The sequence below is a fragment of the Halomicrococcus pelagicus genome, assembly GCF_050954125.1.
Genome location: NZ_JBPBWC010000009.1, coordinates 77,285 through 102,066, shown reverse-complemented (window position 1 = coordinate 102,066; position 24,782 = coordinate 77,285). Strand labels below are relative to the sequence as shown.

The window sequence follows — 24,782 nt, the reverse complement described above, 5'->3', positions numbered from 1 at the left end:
AGCCGTCATTCATATCTCCAATTGACGAGTGCTGCCGTCGCGGCTACTTTGGTCGTCGGCACCGCTGCCGCAGGCGATGACATCGCGGAACGATACGGAATAGTCATCGAAGTAACAGAAGAAGGAGCAGACCCCAACGGGAGCGAGTCGATCATGTCCGTCGTCGAGGAACTGGCCGGCGACGATACGCTGCTGAAGTTCCTCCCAGGGCAGTACTACGTGGACCAGCAGGTTTGCCACGTCGGCTTTAACAACTTCGAGATGGTCGGCCACGACGCGGAGCTCGTCGGCGAACTTCCACGACTTCGACGATGAGGGCGACTGGAACTACCGACTGTTCCGCCTCGGCATCGACTACGCACCGGGTGCCGACCTGCACGTCAAGGGGTTCACCGTCGACCAGACGCGCGAGGACACAGGCATCCGGGCCGTCGACGCGGTCGTCGCCGACGGGATGGTCGTCCGTGACGTCGACGTAATCGGCCATCACGACAGCGGCGCGTGAGGACCCGTCCGGTTCATCGTCACCGACTCCGACGGCTCTGGCCTCGTCGAGCGCTTCGCAGCCCTGGGGGTGCCGCGCTGACGAAGAACGCTCCGGGTGACCGACTCTGGAACGGTCCCTCGGGCATCGTCTGCAACGGCACGAACGAGGGCACGATGATGTTCCACGACTGCGTTCTCCGCGGGTGCCCGGACAATGGTCTCTACGCCGCCCACGGTACCGGAGCCATCCGCGTCGAAGGCGGTCTGTTCCAGAACAATCTGGGCACGAACGTACGCCTCAGGGGCCACGACAGCTACATCAAAAACGCGACGGTCGTCGTCGACGGCGAGGATAGCGGTTGGGCCCAGCGCGGCGTCCATCTTAAAGCCGGCAACCTCCTCGTGGTCGACAACGTCGACTTCCAGACGAACCTCCGTGAGAGTCCCATCATCTGGATCACCGACGGTGCGGAGTACAACTACATCGTCAACTCGACCATCACGGTCCAGTCCGACGAGCCGACCGCCACGGTTTCCGTCCGTTCCTCCGCGGGGAAGACCCGCATCAAGTGTACCGACATCGACCACGACGCGGGCGGCGGTCCCGCGGTGAAGATAAAGGAAGGGAAGGACAACGGACCGGTGTTCCTCGAACACGTCACCGTCACCGGCGAGGCACCCGAGAACGGAACCCGGGGCGCGATTTACAACGCCCGCGACAACTGCGAGTTTCGGGACGTGAACGTCGACCACAGCAGCAACGAGGGCCGCCACGCGCTGATAAACAGGGGCGCGAACTGCCTCGTCTACCAGGGGAACTACGTCTCCCCCGACGTTCCCATCGTCGACCACGGCGACGACACGTGGATCAAGGACGTCAGCGCTCGCTCGCGTAACGGTCGTGCGGGCCTGCACCTGACCGACGACGCCGAGGATATCTACGTCAAGGAGAGCGACATCGAGAACGGTATCCGCGACGACAGCGCCGACGGTTACAGCGGGTACAATAACAGCTTGTGAACTACCCTGTCCTACCGCGCTCGGGGCTACTCGCCCCTCGCTTGGTGCGGACAGGGCTTCCTGTTTCTGCGTCGGCACTTGCACCCGACGTGGGCACAGCGGTCCCAGACTCCGCAGGCGACTTCTCTTCACAGGTGGTTCGGAGTGTCCCACTCCTACCGAATGGACACTCGACCACAACCGACGGTGCGCGCTTGGTGTCGCGCTTGAACACCGTCGGAAGCGTGGTGAGCATCGTACTACCACAATTCGACCGTGTGGGGAGTACGTGTGTCGGTGAGAGAGAGAGAGTACGAATGACGATGACGGCGCTGTATCCCCTCCCTACTCGCTCGCTCCGCTCGCTCGTTGAGGAAGGGGGCTTAGCGCCTCAATTCAGCTAATATCCGGTGCTGCCCGCACGAAGAGGCTCGGACGCTACTCTCGCACGGCGCGGACGTGGTAGGCGTCCGAGCGCTCGTTGAGGCGCTCGACCGAGAAGCCGTGGTCGCGGAGATACTGCTCTATCTCATCGGTCGAGGTGCCGTAGTCGGCGCTCAGGCCGTGGTGGAGTTCTGCGTAGACGACGCGCACGTCGTCAAGCCGGTCGCCGAGCCCCCGTAGCACGCGCAGTTCCGCCCCTTCGACGTCCACCTTGAGGACGTCCGGCGGCGGATAGGTGCCATCGTCGATTAGCGACTCGCCGCGCCGGACGTCGATGGACAGGTCACCGTTCGTGCTAAGGGCGTGTTTCCCCGCGCCGTAGTCGTCGCCTTCGACCGACAGCTGCCCCGAGCCATCTTCGTCCGAGAGCGCGAATTCGGCGACCCGCCAGCGACCGGCAGGCGCGTTCACCGAGAGGTTGTGGCGCAGCCGTACGGCGTTCGTCGGCATGGGCTCAAACGCGACGGCGACGCCGTCCCGGAGTCGCCTGCTGACGAAGCAGGTGTGGGTTCCGATGTTCGCGCCGACGTCATACACCACATCTGAACCGCGAACGTCGGTGAGCAACGACTCAACGACGGATCTCTCACCGACGAGTGAGGTAACGCGCTGGTACTCTGTGCGCGTGTCAGCGGCGAACTGAATGGTGTGGCCACCGACCGTCGCCGACGCCGACCAGAGGTGAGTGGCGAGCTTCGCATGCCAATAGAAGGAGGAGAGATATGACGCTATCCCGGCCTGCTTGCAAACCGTCCAGAGGCGGCTCTGGGCTGCCCGGCGGGCCAGGTCAGGCATGAATGAATGAATGTCAAGAGGCTACGTATAAATATATGTCACCGCTAATCCGATGCCGGCGGGCAAAGGAATGCGGCTTAGCAGGTCCATAATAAAGTCCGCGAGCACAGTAGCAGTCGACGGGATACTACGTCCGGTGAGCCGACGAGTGCTCGCTAGACGACCTTGAGAATAGACTGATGACGCCGAAGGAGCTTCTCGCGCGGTTGCGACGATTGAAGCGGCGGCTGACCCCCGGTGGCGACGTCTCCGAACGGGCAGTCAAGAGTGGTATCTGGGCGACGATGGCGAACGTCCTCGGGCGCGGGCTCCAGATGGTGAAACTCGTCATCCTCGGGAATATCCTTGGACCGAAGCAGTTCGGCCTGGTCGCATACGCTCTGTTGACGTTGGCGGCGATGCGGCGGTTCTCGAACCTCGGCATCAAGGAAGCGCTCATCCAGAAGGAAGAGAACGACATCGACGGCTACCTCGATACGGCGTGGACGCTGACCGCGCTCCGCGGGGCGATACTGGCTGGTATCGGTATCCTCGCCGCGCCGTACATCGCGCGCGACTTCTTCGGTGCCGGCAAGACGGCGACGCAAGTCATCCAGGCGATGTCGCTGGTACCGCTGATAACCGGCGTCCAGAACCCTGGCATCGTCTACTTCCGGAAGGACCTCGACTACGACAAGCAGTTCGTCTACCTCGTCGGGAAGGCGGTCGTCTCCGTGTCGGTCGCCGTCGGACTGGCGTTCGCGTGGGAGAACGTCTGGGCGCTCGTGTTCGGTGACGTCGCAGGTGTGCTCGCGGCGACGCTGCTGTCGTACGTCCTCCACGAGCACCGGCCCTGGCCTGCGTTCGACGTGCCGAAGGTGCGGGAACTAGTCGGGTATGGCAAGTGGATTACGGCATCGGGGATCGTCGTTTTCCTCATCACGGAGGGCGACGACGTGTTCGTCGGCTGGCTACTCGGCAGCGCGGCGCTCGGCCTCTACCAGTACGCCTACAAGATATCGAACGCGCCGGCGACAGAGGTGACGAAGGTCATCTCGAAGGTTATCTTCCCGACGTACTCGAAGCTCCAAAACGACGCCTCGAACCTCCGACGAGCGTTCTTCAAGACGGTCCAGCTGACGACGTTCGTCTCCATCCCGCTCGCTATCGGCATCGTCGCCGTCGCAGAGGCGTTCGTCCGCGCGTTCCTCGGCCCGCAGTGGTTGCCCGCCGTCACCGTGATGCAATTACTTGCACTGTGGGGGCTGTTGCGGTCCATCGGCGCGACGACCGGCCCGCTTTTCCAGGCAGTCGGCAAACCCGAACTCGCGACGAAGATCCAGGTGGGCAAACTCGCCATCATGGCGGCGACCATCTACCCGGCGACGGCAGCGTACGGCATCGTCGGCGCGAGCGCGGTCGTCGTCGGCAATGCCCTCTTGTTCTCCGCGCCCGTCTCGTCGTACCTCGGCGTGCGCGTCGTCGACGGGAGTTACCGGCGGTTGCTCACCATCGTCGGCTACCCGCTGATCGCCAGTGGAATCATGTACGCGGCGGTGGCGTTCGTCGGAACAAACGCACCAGTCGCGGGCATTCCGAAGTTCGTCGTTATGGTCGCTACGGGTGTGGCGACCTACGGCGCGACTATCCTTGCAATGGAGACGTGGGGCGGGTACGGTATCCGCGACGTGCTCAGTACGGTGACCGGTGCAGTCGGAGAGTGACACCGGTTCAACGAGTGATCTAACCTTAGAGAGTGGATAGAGTCCATTCCATCCCAGTTTAATCAAAATTTAGCTGATGTTATCTACTGTATAGTTAACTCCTCTAGTGACGATAGCGTTAGCAAAGCTACCCGTGGCACAAGTGAACTGCGCAACAGACGGCGTTACCCGACGAGGAGTCGTCGCGAGTTGGGAGCCGATGGTGGACGGACAACCCGTCGCGAGCCGTACTGGCGCAGCTGGCATTGACCACGGAGCGAGGCTAGAACGATGAACAAGGAGATATTCGGCGTGTTCGGTGACCGGGAAACATTCACCCGGTTCCGGTCCGAGCGAGAGTTTGATGACGTTGTGGAAAGCGATATTGCGACAGTCGGAATTCGAGATACCGGACTCGGAATTCCAGGTCGAAGCGCATCCTACTCCAGCGAAGAGGGGAATTGCGTCATCTGGGGGGAGGCATACCCCAACAAACGCGGCTGGTCAGAGCCGGCGCGCTGGCTGCTGGAGCGCTACGCCGAAGACGGCGTCGACGCTATCCGCGCGCTCAACGGCTCGTACCTCGCATTCATTGAACACAACGGCGAGGCGATTGTGCTCACCGACCCAATTCGGTCGTGGGAGTGTTTCTATACCGACGATCCTGGTGTCCGTGTGTTTGGGTCGGACGCTGCTGCAGTTGCCCGCACCGTCGAGGATACGTCGATGCGCCGGCGCTCGGTCGGTGAATTCCTCCATATGGGCGTCGTCCTTGGGAACAAGACACTGTTCCATGAACTACAGCGGACGCCGTTCGACGGCTATCTGACGGCCAATGAGGCGGGCGAGCTCGACCGATTCGTCTACGACGAGCAGGAGATGGACTACGCCGGCGAACTCGCCGACCGAATGCAGCGGGCCATACGGCGACGCTCGCGCCAACCGGGCGACAAGGGCCTGCTACTGTCAGCTGGCTACGATTCGCGCACGATACTCTCGCAGTTCGGGGAACTCGACCACACCTACACGGTCGGAATGCCGGATGCCCAGGAGGTCAAGGTCGCTCGCCGGCTGGCGAACCAGTATGGCGTCGATCACACGACGCTGGTGACCAACGACCGCTACATCGTACCGGGCGAAGAGAAGGTTCGAGCCACCAACGGCATCAAGGAGTCCATCCACGTCCACCACGCGGGCTACAACAACGACATTGAAGTCGACACGATGTATCATGCCCTGCTGTTCGACACGCTACTGAAAGGGTTTGCCCAGAAGCGCGTCGAGGTAGAGTTGTTCGGCAAGACCGTTCCCTTGGGACAACTTGAACAGAACCCCGACGCCGTCACGGCTTCGCTGGATAACTTCGGCTTCAAACCCGACAAGAGTCGACAAATAGCCGAACAGTATACTGGAGACTCGGAGGCCGGTGAGAAGTTCGTCCGACAAGCCATCGCCGACGAGTTCGACCGCTGTTGGGATCGAACGGACACAACCCAGAATGCGCTGTCCCTGTTCAGTATCAGCAACCAGCCGACCATTCCGTCCCGGACACATCTCGCAGACCACTATCTCGAATCGTTCATCGCCGCCGACACGGAGCTACTGGAGTGGCATCTCCAGACACCACCAGAATACCGGACGACGAAGACGTTCATCCGGGCTATTCAGCAACTAGATGGCGACCTGTTCCGGCATCGACCGCCGGACCGTCCGTACACGTCTGACCTCCTATCGGGCATGGAGCAGTTCGCCCGGCGTAAACTACCGTTCGTCAGTGAGTTCGAGCCTGCGTGGCCGGACCGCGATACGGTGTATGACCAATACAACTTAGACCAGCGGCTATTCCCCGAGCACGAGACCGTTCATGAACTGCCTTCGCGGCACAAACTGCGCATCAACGATATGGTCGGCTGGGTGGCCCAGTGCTCGGAAAAGGCCGTCAACCCGACAGATGTGCTCCACATGCCCGCAGACGAGTACCCGAACGACAGCATTGCCTCCGAGCAGTAGGCGATGATCCACTCCGGTCATCGAACTGGTCCGGTCGCCGATTCTCGCCGCCATATTTTTCCGACACGACGGCATCGGCCTTCGGCGGCTTAAGAGCCGTATAATAAAACCCGTCGAACGCATCTCTATTGGCAATGAGTGCGAACAGCCGCTGGTGGTTCGTCGATCTGCTGGTGGTCCTCGTTCTGGCCGTGGTCGGGGGACTCGTGGTGCTTGCCGATCTCGGTGGGCGACTGCGTGTCGCGCTGGTCATGCCGCTTGTTGTTTTCCTGCCGGGATACGTGCTACTGTCGGCGCTATACCCCTCGGGCAATACAGGCGGCGGTCGGCGGACCTTCGGGACCAACGAAACGGACGCGACGTACAATCTTGGCGGCCCTGAGCGCCTTGCACTGTCGGTGGCGCTGTCAGTGGCCATCGTCCCGTTGGTCGCCGCGGCGGCGAACTTCACACCGTGGGGCATTCGGGTGACCCCAATTATCTATGGGATCATCGTTTTCACCGTCTTCTTCGCGATAGTGGCGTTCGTCCGGCGACTGCGTGTACCATTCCAGGAGCGGTACTCACCAAGCGTCCCTGCGATGCTATTCAGTCCAATCGGACGCGGCGACGATGGCGGTCGGCGCGCGCTACTGAACGTCGTCATCGTAGTGAGCTTCCTTCTGGTTGCCACCACAGCGGCGTACGCGATGTTCAACCCGCCGCAGGGTCGGGAGTTCACGGAATTCTATGTCGAGACAGACAACGTCAGCAGCGACACCAACTCGATGTACCAGACGACGTATCCACCTGGTGAGACCTCTACGCTGCCGGTCAACGTCGGCAACCACGAGGAATCGCGGACGAGCTACACGGTCGTCGCGGTGCTCCAGCGCGTCGAGGACGGGGAGGTGACCGAGCGACAGCGCCTCGGCGAGCGGTCGGTCACCGTGGACCAGGGGAAGACCAAACAGGTGAACCTGGACGTGCAACCGGAGATAACGGGCGATAACCTGCGTATCAAGCTATTCCTCTACAAGGGCGACCCGAGCGACGCGCCTTACCGGACGACCCGCCTCTGGGTGTCGGTCCAGGAGTCCCAGCGGGCGAGCCGAACGGAGACTGACGCCGGAGACGGGTCGCAGGACGACGGGTCGGCAGGAGACACCGCTGCACCACCGTCGGACACAACGACCGCCCGGACGACGCGACCGACGACAGACACCACGAGCACGACGACTACCTCCGGATTCCCGACTCCGACGACAGGAACAACCGCACAGACTACTAGCGGAACCACAGGGGACACAGGAACAGCCACTGGAACCACTGGAATCACCGGAACCACGGGAACGACCACCGGAACTACCGGGGGGACGACAGGGATCACCACTGGAACCACCGGAACCACTGGAACTACCGGAACCACTGGAACTACCGGGGGGACGACGGCGACCACCACCGGAACCACCGGAACGACGACTACCGACGGCTTCTTCGCCCGCGACCGGCCGGACGGTGGCGGCCGCTGATGTGGCCGTGGGAGCATCTCGCCTTCGGCTACCTCTGTTACTCGCTGGCCGTCCACCTCGTCAGACGGAGAGCGCCGGAGACGCGTGAAGTTCTCGTGCTCGCGGTCGCCAGCGTCCTCCCGGACCTGGTCGACAAGCCGCTATCGTGGTCAGTCGGCCTCTTTCCGTCGGGGTACTCGATATCTCACTCCGTCTTCGTCGCGCCGGTCGTCGTCGCGCTCGCGCTCGGCCTGGCCGGCTGGCGGCGTCGCCTGCGCTACGGCGCGGCGTTCGCGGTCGGCTACTGCTCGCATCTCATCGGCGACGTGATTTACCCGGCCGTCCTCGGGGAAGGACTGAAGCCGGAAGTGCTGCTGTGGCCCATCGTCGAGATGCCGGCCTACGAGAACGACTACGGTCTCGTTGAGCGCTTCGTCGTCTACTTCTCCGAGTACTTGGAGATGCTGGCGGAACTGGAGCTCTCGCCGGTGCTCGCGTTCGAACTGGTGCTGGCGGCCTCGGTCTTCCTGCTGTGGGTGTACGACGGCATGCCGGGCGTGCCGACGCCGTACTGGCTCTCCACGGGAAAGCAGCGGGACCACTCGTGAACCGCCGGAGCGCTCGCGGACGGTAGGCGACCGCGAAGCGTTGAACCGCTCACGAACCGGCGTCGGCACCGTCGCCGCGTTCTCGCGCGAGCACCACCGAGCGCCTCGAGAAGAGAAGTCGGTCGACTACTGGTACTGCTCGCAGACGCGCCGAACGCCCTCTTCGAACTGTATCTGGGGTTCCCAGCCGGTCGCCTCCGTCATCTTTGAGATGTCGGCGCAGGTGTCGTGGACATAGTTCTCAAGCGGGATTGGTTCGTACTCGGGTTCGACGTCAGTTCCAAGTACGTCGTTGATTATCTCGACCATTTCGTTGAATGAGTAGGGGTCGCCGGTGCCGAGGTTGTAAACACCGGTGAGTTCGTGGTCGGCAGCGAGTTCGAGGCCGCGGACGATGTCGGAGACGTGAGTGAAGTCGCGCGTCTGCGAACCGTCGCCCCAGAGGACGGGCGATTCACCGTCGGCAATCTTATCAGCGAACTGTGAGATAGTGTTCGCATACTGGCCCTTGTGTTCCTCTGTACCGCCATAGCCCTGGTAGACCGAGAAAAAGCGCATCCCCGCGAGCGTCAACTCGTCGTAGAAGTCGCTGTAGTACTCGGCGTAGCGCTCGCGTCCGAGCATTGAGGCGTCGTAGCCTGTGGATGCCTCGAGGTCCATGTCCTCCGGGGACGGTTCGGTGCGACTGCCATAGGCCGAGGACGTCGAAGCATAGACGAAGGTGTCACAGCCGTCCGCCTTGGCCTGCTCAACGACGTTGATGAAGCCCTCGATGTTGACACGGGCACCCTGGCGAGGGTTCTCCTCAAGCATCTGGCGACTAGAGAGGGCCGCCAAGTGATAGACGACATCAACGTCGGTGGGGAGGTCCTCGTCGAGCACGTCCGCCTCGACGTACTCAACGCTCTCGTCGAGATTTTCGGGAGTGCCGAGATATCCGTTGTCCAGAGCGAGGACCTCATTGTCTTCGGCGAGGTGGTTGGCGAGGTTTGACCCAATGAATCCAGCACCGCCGGTGACGAGCACGCGCTTGTCCTGCATACGTGGGCCTGCACCGGGGTGAAAGAAAAGGTGTTCGCTTCTATGTCGTCCGATTTGAGCACATAACTACCTGTCCGTTTGAATAGAGGACGCTCTGACCCGGCCGACAGATCCGGTCGCGTTCAACGGTCCGGCGAACCGGGACGCTGGCGTTCGCACTCTCGTTGACCATTCGGAACTTCGGTGCGCCCTCGGACTGGTAGGTACGGTAGACGGTAATCGGGTGGTTGGTCCGGCCGCCATTGACCGAGAGGTTGGCTGCGTCAGCCGGATACGCATGTGTTCTAGTGAACACTGTCTGATAGGGATGGTCCGTACGGAGCACCTGGCTGGGGAGAACATTCGACGATTCCGGAGAGCCAGTCATGTCCGCGATAGAGTGGACGGCGGCCATCTCCGGTTCGGTATAAGTGAGTCGTTCCTGCTCGCTGGGGAAAGCAGGGCTATCGAGTGTACCGTGACCGGACATCATCATCATCGGCGGGTAGATGAAGGCGACGAGCACCAGCATCGCAACAGCGACGCGGCGATCCAGGTTATGGACGAGGTAGCCGACACCGAGTGCCGAGAGCACTGTCATCGTCACGTAGAGGAACGCGAACCACCGCTGCGGGATGAAGTTGCGAATACCCATCAGCGGGAGCCCGAGCGTGAACACGGTCATGACGACGGTTGCAACCAGCAATGTGAACACGGAATGGCTGACCCGCCTGCGCCGGAGCACGTAGAGGCAACCGATGACTGTGAGTCCGAACAGAATGATAAATCCGAGCGTGTTGACGTACTCGACAGCCTGTTCGAAGAGCGTCGGCGGTGGGAGCGGGACACCCTCCGCGCTTGGGTCAACAGTATTCAGGAATCCTGCGCTCGACCGCAGCGTCTCCGCAAGATACAGTAGGACAGTTTCGAGGAACGAGTCGCCGTTGTACGGCGTGAACGACCACATGAACGTGATGAGGCCGGCGTCGAACGCCAGCAGTCCGGCGAGGTTCACTGGCTCCATCTGGCGGTAGACCCCCGGCCTGTTCGCGGTCGCCTGGAAGAGGTCGAGTCGGAGCGCGAACTGCGCGACCAACCCGGAGCCCAGGACGACGAGCATGATGAACGTCGAGACTTGGTGAGTGAGGATGATGGCGACCGAAAGGAAGACAAGCAGCGCGAAGTCACGTGCGCCGTACTCTAATTGCATGATACGCAAGAGAGCGTAAAGGATGGCGACGAAGAAGAGGAGACCATGGCTCGTCGGAATCAGGTGGATACCCCACTCGATGAAGTAGTCGCCGACTGAGTAGAGCATTGCCGCGAAGACGGCCCAGCGTACTGGGACTAAGAGCTTCGTCGTGGCGTAGACGAATAAGATGGACATCGGTACTGCGACGCCAACGGAGAGATAGAGGGCATTGCGCAGTGATACATCATACAGCATCGCCGACGACGCGACCAACAGGTGGTATAGCGGCGCGGCGATATGCTTGTTGCCCTCCATCGCCGTCAGGGAGTGCTGGCGCAGGACGCCGCCTGCCAACTGAGTCGTATGCGTCCAAATGTCGATTCCGATGTACGACGGAGTGGTGTACACCGCCATGAACCGGACGACGAACGCCAGCGTCAGCACCTCGACGAGGAGCAGGGACGGAAGAAAGTGTTCCTCGTCGGTGAACAGTATTTGGAAGATGATGAGCGCCCCTGTGATCGCCGAGAAGAGGTGGAAGGGGAGCGAGCGCTCGCCGGTGTAGAGGCCGATGGCGATGAGCATCGCTGAAAGGACGAACACAGCGCTCGGCAGGAGTTGCGCCACTGGCCGTGAGACGGAGGGGAATTCGACCGCTGAGTAGCGGTCGTCGTTGCGTACCGCCAGCAGGTACACAATGCAGCCGAGGCCGAGGACGATGGGGATAGTATTGACGTATATCTGGTCGAGGACGAACCGTAGCGGGAACATCAGCAGCGCCAGAGCGAGACCGATGATGGCGGCGTCGACGTCGAAGCGGCGTTGGCGAAGCCAGCCAGAGACGTTTCCAGCCATCGCTCATCGCCTCCAGTCGAAGCAAGGTTCTGTTTTCATAGTTAAATCTCTGTATTCGTTTCTGCAGTCGCTGCGCTGTCGCGGTTAGGACGCGCGCGATTCTCGATAGCGCGTACGATCACGTCGGTCGTATCCACTTTGTCGGCGAGCAACCGCTCGCGGCGGGCCGCCCAGTCGTCGTCACCGTCCAGTATCTCGACCGAGGTCGAGAGCGCCTCGGCGTGGCGGCGGTCACCTTGGAAGTTGAAGAGCAGGTCGTAACGCTTGTCGAGTTCATCGGTGTAGCCCATCGACAGTGAGTTGACGTAGACCGCGGGCGTCCCGAGGACGGCGCTCTCGGCGGCCATCGTCGCTCCCTCACCGACGAACAGGTCGGCGTACGCCAGCAGGTTGTGCATCCGGTGCGGGGCGACGGTTGCGCGGTACTCCTCCAAGTCCGGCGGGAGGTCCGCCTCTGACGTTATCAGTACCTCCGCACCAGCGTCTTCGAGGCGGTCGACGACCTCGCTTGCGTCGTCGAAGCCGGCATGACCTACATCGTGCGACGCCCCCCAATCAACGAGGCGGAGGACGACGAACTGGTCATCGGGGTCAAGACCAAGATCGCGAACTATGTCAGGGTCCGGCGTGAACCGGTCAGGGTGGAGGTAGGCGAGTTCATGATAGCCGGCGTACCGAACCTGCTTCGGGCCGACGCCACGCTGATAGCAGTCGGGCGTATAGACAGCGTCGGCGAACGGGAATGCAAGGTTCTGGATGAGGTCGGCATGCTCGGTGTCGTAGAAGATGACGCTTCGGGAGCGGGTGAGCGTCGCGACGTGAGCGGCCGCGACACCGCCGATGGCTGTTATGACGTCAGGGCGTCGTTCGAGCGCGTGGCGGAGCAGCCGCGCCTCGTAGGTTGCCTGCGTCCGGGCGAGTTCCGACAGTCCAGACGCCGAACCGGCGAGCACCTCATGGTCAATGTCGAACCGCTCTAGCAGTTCGACCGCCATCTCCTTCTCGCGGGCGAACACGTCGACGTCGTGGCCGGCGCGCTCCAGTTCGTCGATAGCATGCCGGAAGAAGTGGACGTGGGCCGGATGCTGGATAGTAACGAACACCCTCACAGGTTACCCCTCCTGTCGACGTTCACGGCTCCTCCCTCCGATCAAAGACGACGCCTGCGGCCAGGCCGACGACCGCGACGAGGAGCGAGATGAGGATGCCGTGACTGTCCTCGTCGTCGCTCGCGCCCGTCGCTTTCGACGCGACGGCGCGGACGGCCTGGACGACGGTCGCCAGGACGCCGAGGAGACCGACGGCGTAAGCCGCCCCGGTCGGCCGGGAGCGGTAGCGCGTCGCTAGCCGCCAGAAGAAGTTCCGCAGGAGCATCAGCGACACCTTCGGAATGTAATCAATGTAGTCGATGTTGCTCTCCTCGTCACCGTAGCTCGCCGGCATTGGCACGTCGACGACGCGCATACCGGCGACGTTGAGCTTCACGAGCAGGTCGTTACAGTAGCCGTAGTACTCGTACATCGACCCTATGTCGACAGCCTCCAGTGCCGCCAGGGAGATGGCAGTGTAGCCGTTCTGGGGATCCGAGAGATCCCAGTAGCCGCTGGCGATGCGGGTCAGTCCGGTCAACAGCCAGTTGCCGACCAGTCGGAACGTCGGCATGTTGTCGCGAAACTCCGGGTTAGTGAGGCGGTCGCCTTTCGTGTATTCCGCGTCGCCAGCCGCTATGGGATCGATGAACCGGGTCATCATCTCAGGGTCCATCTGCCCATCCGCGTCGATGGTGACCGTCACGTCGACGCGGTCCTCCCGCGCGGCGAGGTAGCCGGTCTTGATTGCGCCGCCGGCACCCCGGTTCTGCTCGTGGCGGATGGCGACGATGTATGTCCCGTCGCCGTCGGCCCTGGTAGCGTCGTCCGCCACGTCCTCACGGTTCTCGCCCTGCGGATTGCCGGCGGCGGGCCGGGCGTTTCCGCGGGCAACAGCCGGGCCGCCGCGCGGCGGCCGTTCGACGGCGGCGCGCTCGCGAATCTCGGCCCAAGTGTTGTCGGTCGAGGCGTCGTCGATGACGTACGCACGGTCGACGAACGCGGGCAGGGAATCGAGCACGTCGCCGACGAACCCCTCCTCGTTGTATGCTGGAACGACGACGCCGATTGTCTGCCCCCCGTACATTATACCCTCCGGTACGCGAAGCCGGCCGTCTCGACGTCGTCGGGGTCGAATGTACCTGCCACGTCGACGAACGCAGGGTCGTCGTTCATCGCCTCGGCTGCCGAGGTCAGGTTGACGTCCTCGAACTCACTATGGGGTGTCGCGAGGACGATGCCGTCGAAGCCTTGGAAGTCTATTTCCTCCTGGACGGTGACGCCGAACTGCTTGCGCATCGCCTCGTCGTCGCCGTTCGGGTCGTAGCCCACGACGTCGATATCGAATTCCTGCAGTCCCTCGATGATACCGTCGACCTTCGAGGTGCGGATGTCGGCCACGTCCGCCTTGTAGGTCAGGCCGAGCACGAGGATACGACTGTCACGCAGCGTCTTCCCCGACTGGTTCAGCGCCTTTATCGTTAGGTCAGCGATGTGTTCTGGCATCGCCTCGTTGACGTCCCGTGCGGTTTCAGTAAGCCGCGGAACGAATCCATCCTGCTTCGAGCGGTGGATGAAGAAGTACGGGTCAACGGGGATGCAGTGACCACCGACGAGACCAGGGTAGTAGTGGTGGAAGTTCCACTTCGTTCCCGAAGCTTCCAGCACCGATCGGGTGTCCAGTTCCATATCCATGCTGTCGAACGCCATCGCCAGTTCATTGACAAGGGCGATATTCAGGTCGCGCTGGACGTTCTCGACGACCTTGCTCGCTTCAGCTACTTCAAGCGACTCCGCATGGTGGACACCGGCGTCGATGACTGTCTCGTAGAGTTCTGCGATGTCCTCGCATACCTCGTCGTTCTGGCCTCCGACGACTTTCACCACGTCGCGCAGGCCGTGCTCGGGGTCGCCCGGCGTCGCGCGTTCGGGCGAGTAGCCAACGAAGAACTCCTCGCCGCAGGTCATGCCTGATGCCGCCTCGATGGCCGGGACGAGTACCTCGCGGGTCGCACCCGGGAACACCGTCGATTCGAGGATGACGGTCGTGCCGGCCGTCATCGACTCGCCGACCGTTCGGCCAGCCGCCTCGATGAAATCGAGATTCGGCTGTCGGTTCTCGTCCACGGGCGTCGGGACGGCTATCATCACGTAGTCCGCGTGAGCCATCTCGCCGGGATCGGTCGTGTACGTAATCTCGCTCTCTGCGATCGTGTCATCGCCAAGATCTCCCGTTGTGTCAGTACCCCCGCGGAGTGTCTCTACCTTTCCGTCGTCGACATCGAAGCCGACGACACTGTAGCCTTCTTGATCGAAGCCGACCGCCAGCGGGAGACCAACGTATCCCAGGCCGACGACGCAGATGGTTGCGTCACGGCTATCGTCTACGTCATTCTCCCCGCTTCCGGTGTGTTTTGGCCGGTCGTCGATGTCGCCTATAGTCGAGTTCATAGATGCTGTCTCCGTCGTTACGCTCTCTACTCCGACCACGCCGTCTACGGCGACACGGGCAAAAACGCCGTGCGGTGACTGTTTCGGTCGGACGCGAGCCTCGCTTCAACGATGAAACGCGGTGGGCTTTATTATACAGTAGCTAAGCCGTCAACGGCCGGAAATCAGCGCGCTGGCTCCACTCGGCCACGTTGCTTGCTACCAAGGGCAAGCTGTGCGACCGAAGGCATCGGAGAGAGACTGTACGCCGGGCGAAATGGCAATCTACTAACTGATTTCGCCGTCACCAAGGCCAAGATGACCGCCGCCATTGATGGACATCGGTGCATCCCGCACCATAGTTGAAATACAATTCCACTAACATAAACCGCTATAATCGCCTGATTGCACCGTGATAAACTCGGCACAACGGTTGGGAAAGTAGAAAATACACTCAAACGGAGTGAAAATTCGGTGCAACGGCCGGGAACGCCGACCCCCTTTTTCATCCATCTACGACAATGGTATATCATGAGTAGAACAGAGAGTGAAGTGAGAACGGGCGTAGCAACCGAAAAAAGAGACAAATCGAGAGATCTCACCGCCGACCAGGCGTATCATCTCCTCCAAAACCAGCGACGACGGAACGTATTACGATATCTCCGAGACGCCGACGGACCGGTTGAGATGCGCGACGTCGCCGAGCAGGTCGCCGCATGGGAGAACAACACAACGGTGACGGCGCTCTCCTCGGATGCACGCCAGCGCACCTACATCCCACTCTACCAGTCTCACCTTCCGAAACTCGACGAAGAGGGCGTCATCGACTATGACCAGTCACGAGGCATCATCGAGCCGACGCCACTAGTTGAGGAGCTGAACGAGTACCTCAGCCCGTCGACCGCGACGGAAACTAACGATGAGGAAGACGAACACGCGGGCGCATGGGGACGGTATTATCTCGGCGCATCCGGCGTCGGGACGGCCGTCTTGGTCGGAGCTACGCAAGGCCTCACCCCGTTTGCAGCACTGTCATCGACGAGTGCCGGTGTTATCGTCCTCGCCATGTTCTGGACGCTGACACTAGGTCAGGATCTTACCGACCGTCAGAACAATTGACCCATACGTCGAAGAAGTAAAATAAACGTCGTTACTTGACGTTCTGCACGCTCTTGGTCCGGTAACCACCGGGAGACTACAGATTTAGCCATTCCACGTTTCTCTTGTCTCTCCGAACCGAGGGTAAAATATATCTATAACTAAAAATAACACCGTTTTAGAGTGGAGATTCCAACCCCAAAGGAAAAATACTCGACGACAAAATACCAAACACAGGACGAGTTACCCGTCGAAACAGGGGCCAGTCCCAAACAGATATGAGTACCAGACCAGTCGCCGCGTTCGTCGTGTGTCTCCTACTGTTGTCTACTACGGTCACATCCGTTGCCGCAACGTCACCTGGAAACCAGCTCATTATCAAGAACTCCTCGTACACTGGTCCTGGCGTCGTGGACGGGGAATACAACGTTACCCATCTCTGGCAGTCTAAACCACACAACCTAAGCGTGTTCCTGTACACGGGGTCGCAGTCGGGACCGCACCGCGTGTGCGCCGAGCTACAAGGGCCAGGGAACAACTCGACGGCGCTCGGCTGCCAAGAAACAACGTTGTCACCGAACGCGAGTCAACGCGTGAACTTCACATTCGCCAACGTCACCGGGAACGTGACCGGCGACCAAACACTCGTCGTCACCGTCAATCAGGCCGACAAGAAAAACAATGAGGTCGTCGCTCAATCGAAAAAACAGATCACGATTCTCCGACAGACCGGCGATCCTGACGGTGATGGGCTCACTAACAAGCATGAAGTAAAATACAATACGAACGTCAGCAAGCGGGACACAGACAATGACAGTCTCAGCGACTACGAGGAGGTCAAGGAGTACGATACCAACCCGCTCAAACCCGACACTGACAGCGACGGTCTCCGTGACCCTGAAGAGGTGAGCAAAGGGACCGACCCGCGCGCCAAGGACACCGACGAGGACGGCCTGCTAGACGGCAAGGAGGTGAAAATTGGGACGAACGCGTCGAATCCTGATACGGACGGCGACGGACTGACGGATCCTGTGGAGGTGAAGGGGTCAACCGACCCGACGGAGAAGGACACCGACAGTGACGGTCTTGACGACTACGAAGAAACGTCTAAGTACGACACTGACCCGACCGAGGAGGACACCGACAACGACGGTCTCAATGACTCCACAGAGATCGCAATAGGGACCAACCCGACCAACCCCGACTCCGACGACGATGGTCTCGACGACGGCAGGGAGAGAAAGCTCGGAACAAACCCGATGAAAGCCGACACCGATGGCGACGGACTGAGTGACGGATTCGAACAGAGGTTCGGTACGAATCCGGCCAACTCGCTGATAACAGGCGGACTATATCTGGTGTTGCTGGGAGTAATCGGGGCCGCGGCGGTGCTTGCCGGGCGCTCGAACCGCAACTGGCTCGCAGATCTCCGCAACGACGGTGACAATCCGCCTAGCGCCTCCCCGCAGCCGACGGCCGAGTCGCGCGAAATCGTGACGGACGCGGACCGTGTGCTTGAACTTGTGCGAGAGCACGGTGGTCGACTCCCCCAGAGCAAGATAATCAAGGAGACAGATTGGTCGAAGTCAAAGGTGAGTCGCCTACTCTCGAGGATGGAAGAGGACGAGCAGATTAGTAAGATAAATATCGGTCGCAAGAACATCGTCGTCCTTTACGGCAACGAACCGGACGACGAACCCGTTCCAGATACGTGACGAGTCGTCCTTGTCACGACGCATGTGAACTACCCCGACCTACCGCGCTCGGGGCTTCCTGTTTCCGCGTCGGAACGTGTAGGGACCGGTGCCACAGCGGTTCCAGACTCCACAGGCAGTTCGGAGTGTCCTATTCCTACCGGATGGACACTCGGCCACACCCGCCGATGCACGCTTCGTGTCGCGTTTGAACACCGCCGGAAGCGTGGCGAGCGTCTTCTTACCCCATTTGACCGCGGTAGTAAGGGCATGGCGCACAGTGAAAGTGAGCAAAGACGGCGGGTAAGCCCCCTTCCTCAACGAGCGACTGAAGGGAGTGAGTAGGAAGGGGGCTTACCCGCCTGCATTTCAGCTGAGAGAAACACGAGCGGTGCAGAACGATGTCTCCCGGAGAATCAGGCGACATCTCACCGCTGGTATGTCGCGAATCAGCTGTCGGTACTGTGGTCACAGGAGATACTCCTACCGCCAGTCATGGTCGACGTGACGGCTGAAAGCCAACAGAAAAACACGTCGTCTGTCGATTCTACGGTGTCTAACGCTGGGCTAGTGGTTTAGAGTAGCAAAGCGAAAATCTGGACTGTATTGTCTCATGTTTACAGCGAGGCTAATTGTGGCCTTAATCAGTCTATAGTAATGGGGGTAGGGTGAAATAACCAGGATAAGGGCCAGTGCCGCGTCCGAGAGGGCGTCGGCATGGCAGGAGGTACACACCCATGAAACACCCAGACACCACAGACGAACATATGACAACTCGTTTCGGAACGGTTCCCGCTAGAGGCGTCCTCGTACCATATCACGAGCAGGCCACAGTTCAGCAGGAGGCAGTGTAGAATGTGTGGAATCATCGCCCGAATCGGCGAGGGCGACGCCATCACGAAATTGGTTTCCGGGCTTGAGAACCTCGAATACCGGGGCTACGACTCGGCCGGCGTCGCAGTCCAAAACGGGTCCGGTATTTCTGTGTACAAGCGCTCCGGACAGGTCTCGGAACTGAAAGACAGTCTCGTCAGCAGCGTCCCGAAAGGGAACGTGGGGATCGGCCATACGCGCTGGAGCACCCACGGCCCGCCGACGGACGAGAACGCTCACCCGCACACGAGCCAGACTGACGAGGTCGCCGTCGTTCACAACGGCATCATCGAGAACTACACGGAGCTGAAAGAGATGCTCCGCGAGAAGGGCCACGAGTTCACGAGTGACACCGACACCGAGGTCATCCCCCATCTCTTCGAGCAATACCTCGAGGACGCTCCCGACAATGTGACGGCGTTCCGGCAGACGGTTCGTGACCTCGAAGGGAGTTACGCGGTGGCCGCACTCGTTGACGGCGAAGATGCAATCTACGCGGCCCGACAGGGGTCGCCGCTCATTCTCGGACTCGACAATGGTGAATACTACCTCGCCAGCGACGTGCCGGCGTTCCTCGACCACACGGAGGATGTGGTCTATTTCGAGGACGGCGACATGGCGATTCTAGAACCGACCGGCGTCACCATGACCGACATGGAGGGCAACCGAATCAACCGAGACGTCGAACACATCGACTGGGACCCGGAGGACGCCGGCAAGGGTGGGTACGACCACTACATGCTCAAAGAGATCAACACCCAGCCCAACGCCCTCTCGAACACCATCGAGGGACGCGTGCAGGACGGCGAGGTCAACCTCGAAGACTTCCCGCCAGGCACGTTCGATAACGTAGACGACGTTCACTTCGTCGCCTGCGGGACGAGCTACCACGCCGCCCTGTACGGTCAGCAGCTCCTGTCCAATGCGGGCATCCGCGCGCAGGCGTTTCGGGCGAGCGAGTATGTCGATGCTAGCCCCGGCCCCGTCTCGGAGAACACGCTCGTCATCGCGGTCACCCAGAGTGGCGAGACAGCCGACACCCTCGGCGCGCTCAGACAGGCGAAAACAGAGGGCGCGCAGGTCATCACAGTGACGAACGTCGTCGGGTCGACCGCGGCCCGGACCGCCGACGAGGCGCTGTTCATCCGCGCCGGACCGGAAATCGGCGTAGCCGCGACAAAGACGTTCTCCTCACAGGCGGTGACACTATCACTGCTGTCGGTCCGCCTCGCCGAAGATATCGACGGTGCGTCGCTGCCGGGCGACGTCGACGAAATGCTCGAGACGGTCTACGACCTGCCGAAGCATGTCGATCAGGTACTAGAGACGACTAACGCCAGAGCTATCGCGGAGAAGTACACCGATAGCGAGTCCTTCTTCTTCATCGGTCGCGGGCTAAACAACGCCGTCGCGAAAGAAGGCGCGCTCAAGTTCAAGGAAATCACCTACGAGCACGCCGAAGGGTTCGCGTCGGGTGAGCTCAAGCACGGCCCGCTCGCGCTGGTGACGCCGGACACGCCGGTGTTCGCGGTGTTTAGCGGCGACGGGGACGGGAAGACAATGAAGAACGCCGAGGAGGCACAGGCTCGCGGTGCGCCCATTGTCGCAGTGGCCAGCGCCGACCACGACGTGATCGACATCGCCGATTCCCACCTCGAGATTCCGGAGACGCACCCCGTGTGGGCCGGCCTGCTTGCCAACGTCCAGCTCCAGCTTGTGTCGTACTACGCGGCGCGACTGCTCGATCGCCCTATCGACAAGCCGCGCAACCTCGCCAAGAGCGTCACCGTCGAGTAGCGGTCACGGGTCTGGGTTTACTTTTCGGAGTCGCCTTTCGGACGCGCGAGCGTGTAGCAACGCCAGTGTTGCGAACGCCGCGGCGGTGGCGAGTGCAAGAGGGACAACAAGTTCCCGTTCAACCATCCAGGCAAGCATCGTGGCGGCGACGCTGCTAATTGCGAGAGCAAGATACCGACTGCTCCAGTCGAGGGCGTCGATCATCGTCCGGACGTCGTACGAGCAGGTCATTATTATCTGGTCGCTAAGACTATGATGGTCGGCGAGGGCCCGTAACGGCCGTAAATCATTACTTTATCCGCGATTTAGAAATAAATCCGTCCCGTCGCCGTGGCATCGTCGTCGGGACGTCTGTCATCCACCCGTTCTGTCCCGTCGAGCCCCATCACCGTCAAGCAACGTGGGGCGCTACTCTTCCGTCCGTCGATGCCCTGGTCGCGGAGCGACTGCTGGTTCAGCGACGAAGACCCGAGATGACTTGAAAGGACAGCATCAGAAACCCCAGTTTACACCTAACGACGGAGCGGCAGATTACGTGGGAGGAGAATGTGGATGATTGGCTTCGAACCACTAATTACGCGCACCAGCGACAGGGACGAGAGCATCGACTCTGAACCACCAGCCAAGGCGTGGCGCGAAGAGTGGTCCCGGTCGACCGCAGTCGACGCGCCGGTGTCGCTGAATCGCGTGTTGTCGGTCCTGTCCCATCACGACCGGCGCCAGGCGCTATACTACCTCCACGAGTGCGGCGACGACGCGTCGGTCTCGAGGCTCGTTCGGCACGTCGTCGCCCGGCAGTCGAACGGCGATCTGGCGTCGATCCCCGACGAGACCTTCGAGCGGACGTATCGGTCGTTCCGGGAGACCCACCTCCCGAAGCTCGCACTGGTCGGTCTCGTGGACTACGACATCGAGGAAGACTGGGTCGCCCTCTCGGGGAACGCGGACGTCGTCCCGAACGCGTTTCTTGACCACCTGCTGGAGTTGACCGCGAGCGCGGAGCGGCCGGACGGGACGACCGCAGTCGACTGCGATGCGGGCTGGTGAGAGTGAACGGTCGCTACGGCCGGTGGTCCTCGACGAACGAGACGGCGGTGTCGAACACCTCGTCGGCCGTCTCGGGGTCGCGGGCCTCCGCCGCGATACGGACGAGCGGCTGGGTGCCGCTGGCGCGGATGAGGAACCAACCCTTATCCAGCGTGACGCGGACGCCGTCAACCGTGTTGGCGTCGTCATAACGTTCGGTCACCGCATCGCTCAGCCGGGACATCAGTCCGGTTTTATCGTCAGTCTCGATGTTCGTCCGGCGGATGGGGTACTCGCCGATATCGGCTGCCAGTTCCGACAGCGGCCCCTCGTTCGCGACAAGTTCCGCAAGCCGGCATGCAGCGAGCGAGCCATCCGGACAGAGCGTCTGGTCGGGCCATATCCACGCGCCGGACTGTTCACCGCCGAAGACGACGTTCGATTCAGTTGCGCGCTCTGCGACGTACACGTCACCGACCTGCGTGCGCTCGACGGTCGCGTCACGCTCGGCAAGTACATCTTCAACGATGAGACTGGTATCGACCGGCGTGGCGACAGCGTCGCCCGGACCAGCGCGCTGGCGGGCGAAGAGGGTCAGAAGGACGTCGCCCGAGCAGAACTCACCATTCTCGTCGACAGCCATCATGCGGTCGGCGTCACCGTCGTGGGCGATGCCGAGGTCCGCGTCGGTGGCCGCGACGTGCGCACATAGCGATTCGCAGTTCTCCGCGGTCGGTTCGCTGGGACGGGCGGGAAACCGACCATCCGGCTGCGCGTTCAGCGTCTCCACGTCACAGCCAAGTTCGTACAGTGCGTCCGCAGTGACCTCGCCGGCCCCGTTGCCCACGTCCACCACGACCGAGAGATCGAGGTCACCGGCAACGGCGTCAACAAGCGTCTCGACGTGGCGTTCAGCCGCACCGTCCCATCGTGTCTCTATCCCTGAATCGTCCCACGCCGCGAGGTCGAAGTCCTCCGCCTCGACAGCGTGCGTAATCTCCTCTCGCTGGTCGGCGTCGAACGCTTGGCCCGACCGATTCCAGAGCTTAATGCCGTTGTCCTCCGGCGGGTTATGGGACGCCGTCACGGAGACGCCAGCGTCGGCGTCCCGCCATGCGACACTCCGAGCGACCGTCGGTGTCGCCGCAAGGCCGAGGCGTACTACGTCCGCCCCACACTCCCGAACACCGGCCGAGAGAGCGTCCGCAAGGAACTGCCCGCTTCCCCGAGGGTCACGTCCGACGACGACGCGCTCGGCACCCGTCGAGGCGAGCGCACGCCCGACAGAGAGGGCGAGGTCCGCCGTGACGAGTTCACCGACCGGTCCCCGGACACCGCTAGTTCCGAACATAGTTCAGTCTCACTCCGGGAGCGGAGAAAAGAGTTCGCTTTCGGTGAAACCGTACGAAAGAACAGTTAGGAGACCAGGTGGTCACCCAGAGTCGTCGAACGCTAGTGACTCAACACTCTCCTCGGAGATGCCGAGGTCGAGCAGACGTTGACGTAGTCGCTGCTGGTCGTCCGTTGAGAGCGCACGTGGGGTGTCCATACCGGAGTCCGTCGCCTGGGCGCTAGCGCGGGCGGCGAGTGCTGCATACTCATCGGCGATGAGTTCGGCCTCCAGTTTCGGCACGGACCGGGGGACTTGGGGCGTCCTTGTTTTTCCTGACATCGTTCGCAGGACCTCACGGACGGTGCATAAGTGTATTTACCGCCGAAGGACTTGTTTTTCTTCAGTTTCCGGACGCGGTTGCTGTATTCGATCGCTCCAGGTATTTCGCTCGATCAGTCATCGAAACACGAAAGAGCGGTGTATCGTCGCAGATGCTGAATAACACATAGTTAGTGAGTAGGGTCGGGTCGTTCATTATCGTCTCCGACGTGACACGGAGTCGGGCGTACGCCCCATTCGATGCAGCGTCACTGCCTCCGTCTCAAGGGTAGCAGCGGCGAACGTCATAGATGCTAGCAGCGGCATTCATCCCCGGGTCGGTCACCGGGGTGACCGGAGCGGCCACGACTGTTTTGATGCTACACGTTGACTCTGGTGCGGCCATGAGTCAATACGAAACAGACGTGCTCGTCAGCGCCGACTGGGTCGAAGACCACCTGGACGAATTCCAGAGTGACGACCCCGACTACCGCATCGTCGAAGTGAACAGTCCCGAATCGCCGGACGAGGACTTCCCGTCACGCTATGACCAGGGCCATATCCCAGGCGCGATCGGGATGCAGTGGGACGAAGATCTCTCGGACAAAACCGAGCGCGACATTCTAAAGAAGGAGGAGTTCGAGCAGGTGGTCGGCGACGCCGGCATCGACGAGGGGTCAACCGTCGTCTTCTATGGCGACGGCTGGATAGCAAACTGGTTCGCACTGTTCGCCTACTGGGAATTCAAGTACTACGGCCACAAGGACGCCCGCGTCCTCGACGGCGGAAAGGACTACTGGGTGAACGAGGACTACCCCCTGACCGAGGATGAACTGGAGTTCCCGACCCAGGAGTACGAAGCCCGCGGGCCATTCGAGAGCATCCGGGCGTACCGCGACGACGTCGAGATGGCGATGGAGAGCGGGCTTCCGCTTGTCGACGTGCGCTCGCCAGAGGAGTTCACGGGTGAGATGATAGCACCTGCAGAGCTTCAGGAGACCGCCCAGCGCGGCGGTCACGTCCCGGGCGCAAGCAACGTTCCCGTTGCGGATGTTCTGAACGACAATGGGACGTTCAAGTCCGCCGACGAACTCCGGGAGCTCTACGCCAATCACGGAGTGGATGGCGAGGAGTCAGTCATCACCTACTGTCGGGTTGGCGAACGCTCGTCCATTGAGTGGTTCGTACTCCACGACCTGCTTGGGTTCGACGATGTGCGAAACTACGATGGTTCATGGACGGAGTGGGGGAACCTCGTTCGCGCACCTATCGAGACTGGCGATAGTCAGTGACGGTCAAGCGTGTCGCAGATTACGGGATCACGGTGACCGTCGGCAGAAATGATGGGAGTGACACCGAGCGTGCTTTGACATCCTCCCACCGCTTCAGCCGTGGGATTCCTCCAGTGGACATCTCGCACACGCAAAATGGGCGCGTGAAAGACTAGGCCGAGCAGCAAAACGTGAGTCTCGAAGAAGCCTATCAAGAGATTATCGAAGCAGGGTTGGAAGCAGTAGAACATCCAAGCAAGCCGTAGTACATGG

At 61.3% G+C, this 24,782-nt stretch carries 20 protein-coding genes; 11 read left to right on the top strand and 9 right to left on the bottom strand.

The genetic code is table 11. The annotated features are described in order from the left end of the window. Window positions 1–21: 21 nt before the first annotated feature. Entirely contained in the window at window positions 22–315 is a 294-nt protein-coding gene (locus ACRYA2_RS16425; protein WP_433630432.1) for a hypothetical protein, read from the top strand. A gap of 186 nt (window positions 316–501) precedes the next feature. Further along, window positions 502–1,506, top strand: coding sequence for a hypothetical protein (locus ACRYA2_RS16420; RefSeq protein WP_433630429.1), 1,005 nt, complete (start codon window positions 502–504; stop codon window positions 1,504–1,506). A gap of 417 nt (window positions 1,507–1,923) precedes the next feature. Here the strand turns inward: ACRYA2_RS16420 and ACRYA2_RS16415 are convergent, their stop codons facing one another. Next, on the bottom strand, window positions 1,924–2,724 hold the full coding sequence (locus ACRYA2_RS16415; protein ID WP_433630426.1) for an FkbM family methyltransferase: 801 nt from the start codon (window positions 2,722–2,724) through the stop codon (window positions 1,924–1,926). A 179-nt stretch (window positions 2,725–2,903) separates the two neighbouring features. Here ACRYA2_RS16415 and ACRYA2_RS16410 point away from each other — a divergent pair, with 179 nt between their 5' ends. The 4 genes from ACRYA2_RS16410 (at window position 2,904) to ACRYA2_RS16395 (ending at window position 8,514) form a co-directional block, all read left to right on the top strand. After that, window positions 2,904–4,427 (top strand): lipopolysaccharide biosynthesis protein, encoded by a 1,524-nt coding sequence (locus ACRYA2_RS16410; protein WP_433630423.1) that lies wholly within the window; start codon window positions 2,904–2,906, stop codon window positions 4,425–4,427. A 270-nt stretch (window positions 4,428–4,697) separates the two neighbouring features. After that, on the top strand, window positions 4,698–6,416 hold the full coding sequence (locus ACRYA2_RS16405; RefSeq protein WP_433630420.1) for an asparagine synthase-related protein: 1,719 nt from the start codon (window positions 4,698–4,700) through the stop codon (window positions 6,414–6,416). Between the two features lie 134 nt (window positions 6,417–6,550). After that, window positions 6,551–7,927: a DUF1616 domain-containing protein gene (locus ACRYA2_RS16400; protein WP_433630418.1), complete on the top strand. Its 1,377-nt coding sequence runs from the start codon at window positions 6,551–6,553 to the stop codon at window positions 7,925–7,927. Continuing rightward, entirely contained in the window at window positions 7,927–8,514 is a 588-nt protein-coding gene (locus tag ACRYA2_RS16395; RefSeq protein WP_433630415.1) for a metal-dependent hydrolase, read from the top strand. The genes ACRYA2_RS16400 and ACRYA2_RS16395 overlap by 1 nt, the downstream gene beginning before the upstream one ends. A gap of 126 nt (window positions 8,515–8,640) precedes the next feature. Here the strand turns inward: ACRYA2_RS16395 and ACRYA2_RS16390 are convergent, their stop codons facing one another. Genes ACRYA2_RS16390 through ACRYA2_RS16370 form a run of 5 tightly spaced genes read right to left on the bottom strand, consistent with a single transcriptional unit; the run spans window position 8,641 to window position 15,120 of the window. Continuing rightward, complete coding sequence (locus tag ACRYA2_RS16390; protein ID WP_433630412.1) at window positions 8,641–9,555, bottom strand: NAD-dependent epimerase/dehydratase family protein; 915 nt, start codon at window positions 9,553–9,555, stop codon at window positions 8,641–8,643. 40 nt (window positions 9,556–9,595) lie between these two features. Continuing rightward, the gene (locus tag ACRYA2_RS16385; RefSeq protein WP_433630409.1) at window positions 9,596–11,581 is read right to left on the bottom strand and encodes a hypothetical protein; all 1,986 of its coding nucleotides are present in this window, start codon (window positions 11,579–11,581) and stop codon (window positions 9,596–9,598) included. 41 nt (window positions 11,582–11,622) lie between these two features. Beyond that, the gene (locus tag ACRYA2_RS16380; protein WP_433630406.1) at window positions 11,623–12,690 is read right to left on the bottom strand and encodes a DUF354 domain-containing protein; all 1,068 of its coding nucleotides are present in this window, start codon (window positions 12,688–12,690) and stop codon (window positions 11,623–11,625) included. A 22-nt stretch (window positions 12,691–12,712) separates the two neighbouring features. Beyond that, window positions 12,713–13,756 (bottom strand): glycosyltransferase family 2 protein, encoded by a 1,044-nt coding sequence (locus ACRYA2_RS16375; RefSeq protein WP_433630403.1) that lies wholly within the window; start codon window positions 13,754–13,756, stop codon window positions 12,713–12,715. Next, window positions 13,756–15,120 (bottom strand): nucleotide sugar dehydrogenase, encoded by a 1,365-nt coding sequence (locus ACRYA2_RS16370; RefSeq protein WP_433630400.1) that lies wholly within the window; start codon window positions 15,118–15,120, stop codon window positions 13,756–13,758. The genes ACRYA2_RS16375 and ACRYA2_RS16370 overlap by 1 nt, the downstream gene beginning before the upstream one ends. A 510-nt stretch (window positions 15,121–15,630) precedes the next feature. Here ACRYA2_RS16370 and ACRYA2_RS16365 point away from each other — a divergent pair. The 3 genes from ACRYA2_RS16365 (at window position 15,631) to glmS (ending at window position 20,561) form a co-directional block, all read left to right on the top strand. Continuing rightward, window positions 15,631–16,218 carry a DUF7344 domain-containing protein gene (locus tag ACRYA2_RS16365; RefSeq protein ID WP_433630397.1) on the top strand — a complete coding sequence of 196 codons (588 nt, stop codon included), beginning with the start codon at window positions 15,631–15,633 and terminating at the stop codon, window positions 16,216–16,218. Window positions 16,219–16,475: 257 nt separating this feature from the next. Beyond that, window positions 16,476–17,912: a helix-turn-helix transcriptional regulator gene (locus tag ACRYA2_RS16360; protein ID WP_433630394.1), complete on the top strand. Its 1,437-nt coding sequence runs from the start codon at window positions 16,476–16,478 to the stop codon at window positions 17,910–17,912. 834 nt (window positions 17,913–18,746) lie between these two features. Then, the gene (gene glmS, locus ACRYA2_RS16355) at window positions 18,747–20,561 is read left to right on the top strand and encodes a glutamine--fructose-6-phosphate transaminase (isomerizing) (protein WP_433630391.1); all 1,815 of its coding nucleotides are present in this window, start codon (window positions 18,747–18,749) and stop codon (window positions 20,559–20,561) included. Between the two features lie 3 nt (window positions 20,562–20,564). Here the strand turns inward: glmS and ACRYA2_RS16350 are convergent, their stop codons facing one another. Continuing rightward, window positions 20,565–20,765 (bottom strand): hypothetical protein, encoded by a 201-nt coding sequence (locus ACRYA2_RS16350; protein ID WP_433630388.1) that lies wholly within the window; start codon window positions 20,763–20,765, stop codon window positions 20,565–20,567. Window positions 20,766–21,113: 348 nt separating this feature from the next. On the opposite strand from ACRYA2_RS16350, the gene ACRYA2_RS16345 reads away from it, so the two are divergent. Next, window positions 21,114–21,608: a DUF7344 domain-containing protein gene (locus tag ACRYA2_RS16345; protein ID WP_433630385.1), complete on the top strand. Its 495-nt coding sequence runs from the start codon at window positions 21,114–21,116 to the stop codon at window positions 21,606–21,608. Window positions 21,609–21,621: 13 nt separating this feature from the next. Here ACRYA2_RS16345 and glmM read toward each other — a convergent pair whose 3' ends face one another. Both glmM and ACRYA2_RS16335 read right to left on the bottom strand, forming a co-directional pair. Beyond that, a complete protein-coding gene (glmM, locus tag ACRYA2_RS16340; protein ID WP_433630383.1) occupies window positions 21,622–22,938 on the bottom strand; it encodes a phosphoglucosamine mutase in 1,317 nt (438 codons plus the stop codon). A gap of 81 nt (window positions 22,939–23,019) precedes the next feature. Next, a complete protein-coding gene (locus tag ACRYA2_RS16335; RefSeq protein WP_433630380.1) occupies window positions 23,020–23,259 on the bottom strand; it encodes a hypothetical protein in 240 nt (79 codons plus the stop codon). Between the two features lie 383 nt (window positions 23,260–23,642). Here ACRYA2_RS16335 and ACRYA2_RS16330 point away from each other — a divergent pair, with 383 nt between their 5' ends. Beyond that, window positions 23,643–24,530: a sulfurtransferase gene (locus tag ACRYA2_RS16330; protein WP_433630377.1), complete on the top strand. Its 888-nt coding sequence runs from the start codon at window positions 23,643–23,645 to the stop codon at window positions 24,528–24,530. Window positions 24,531–24,782 lie beyond the last annotated feature (252 nt).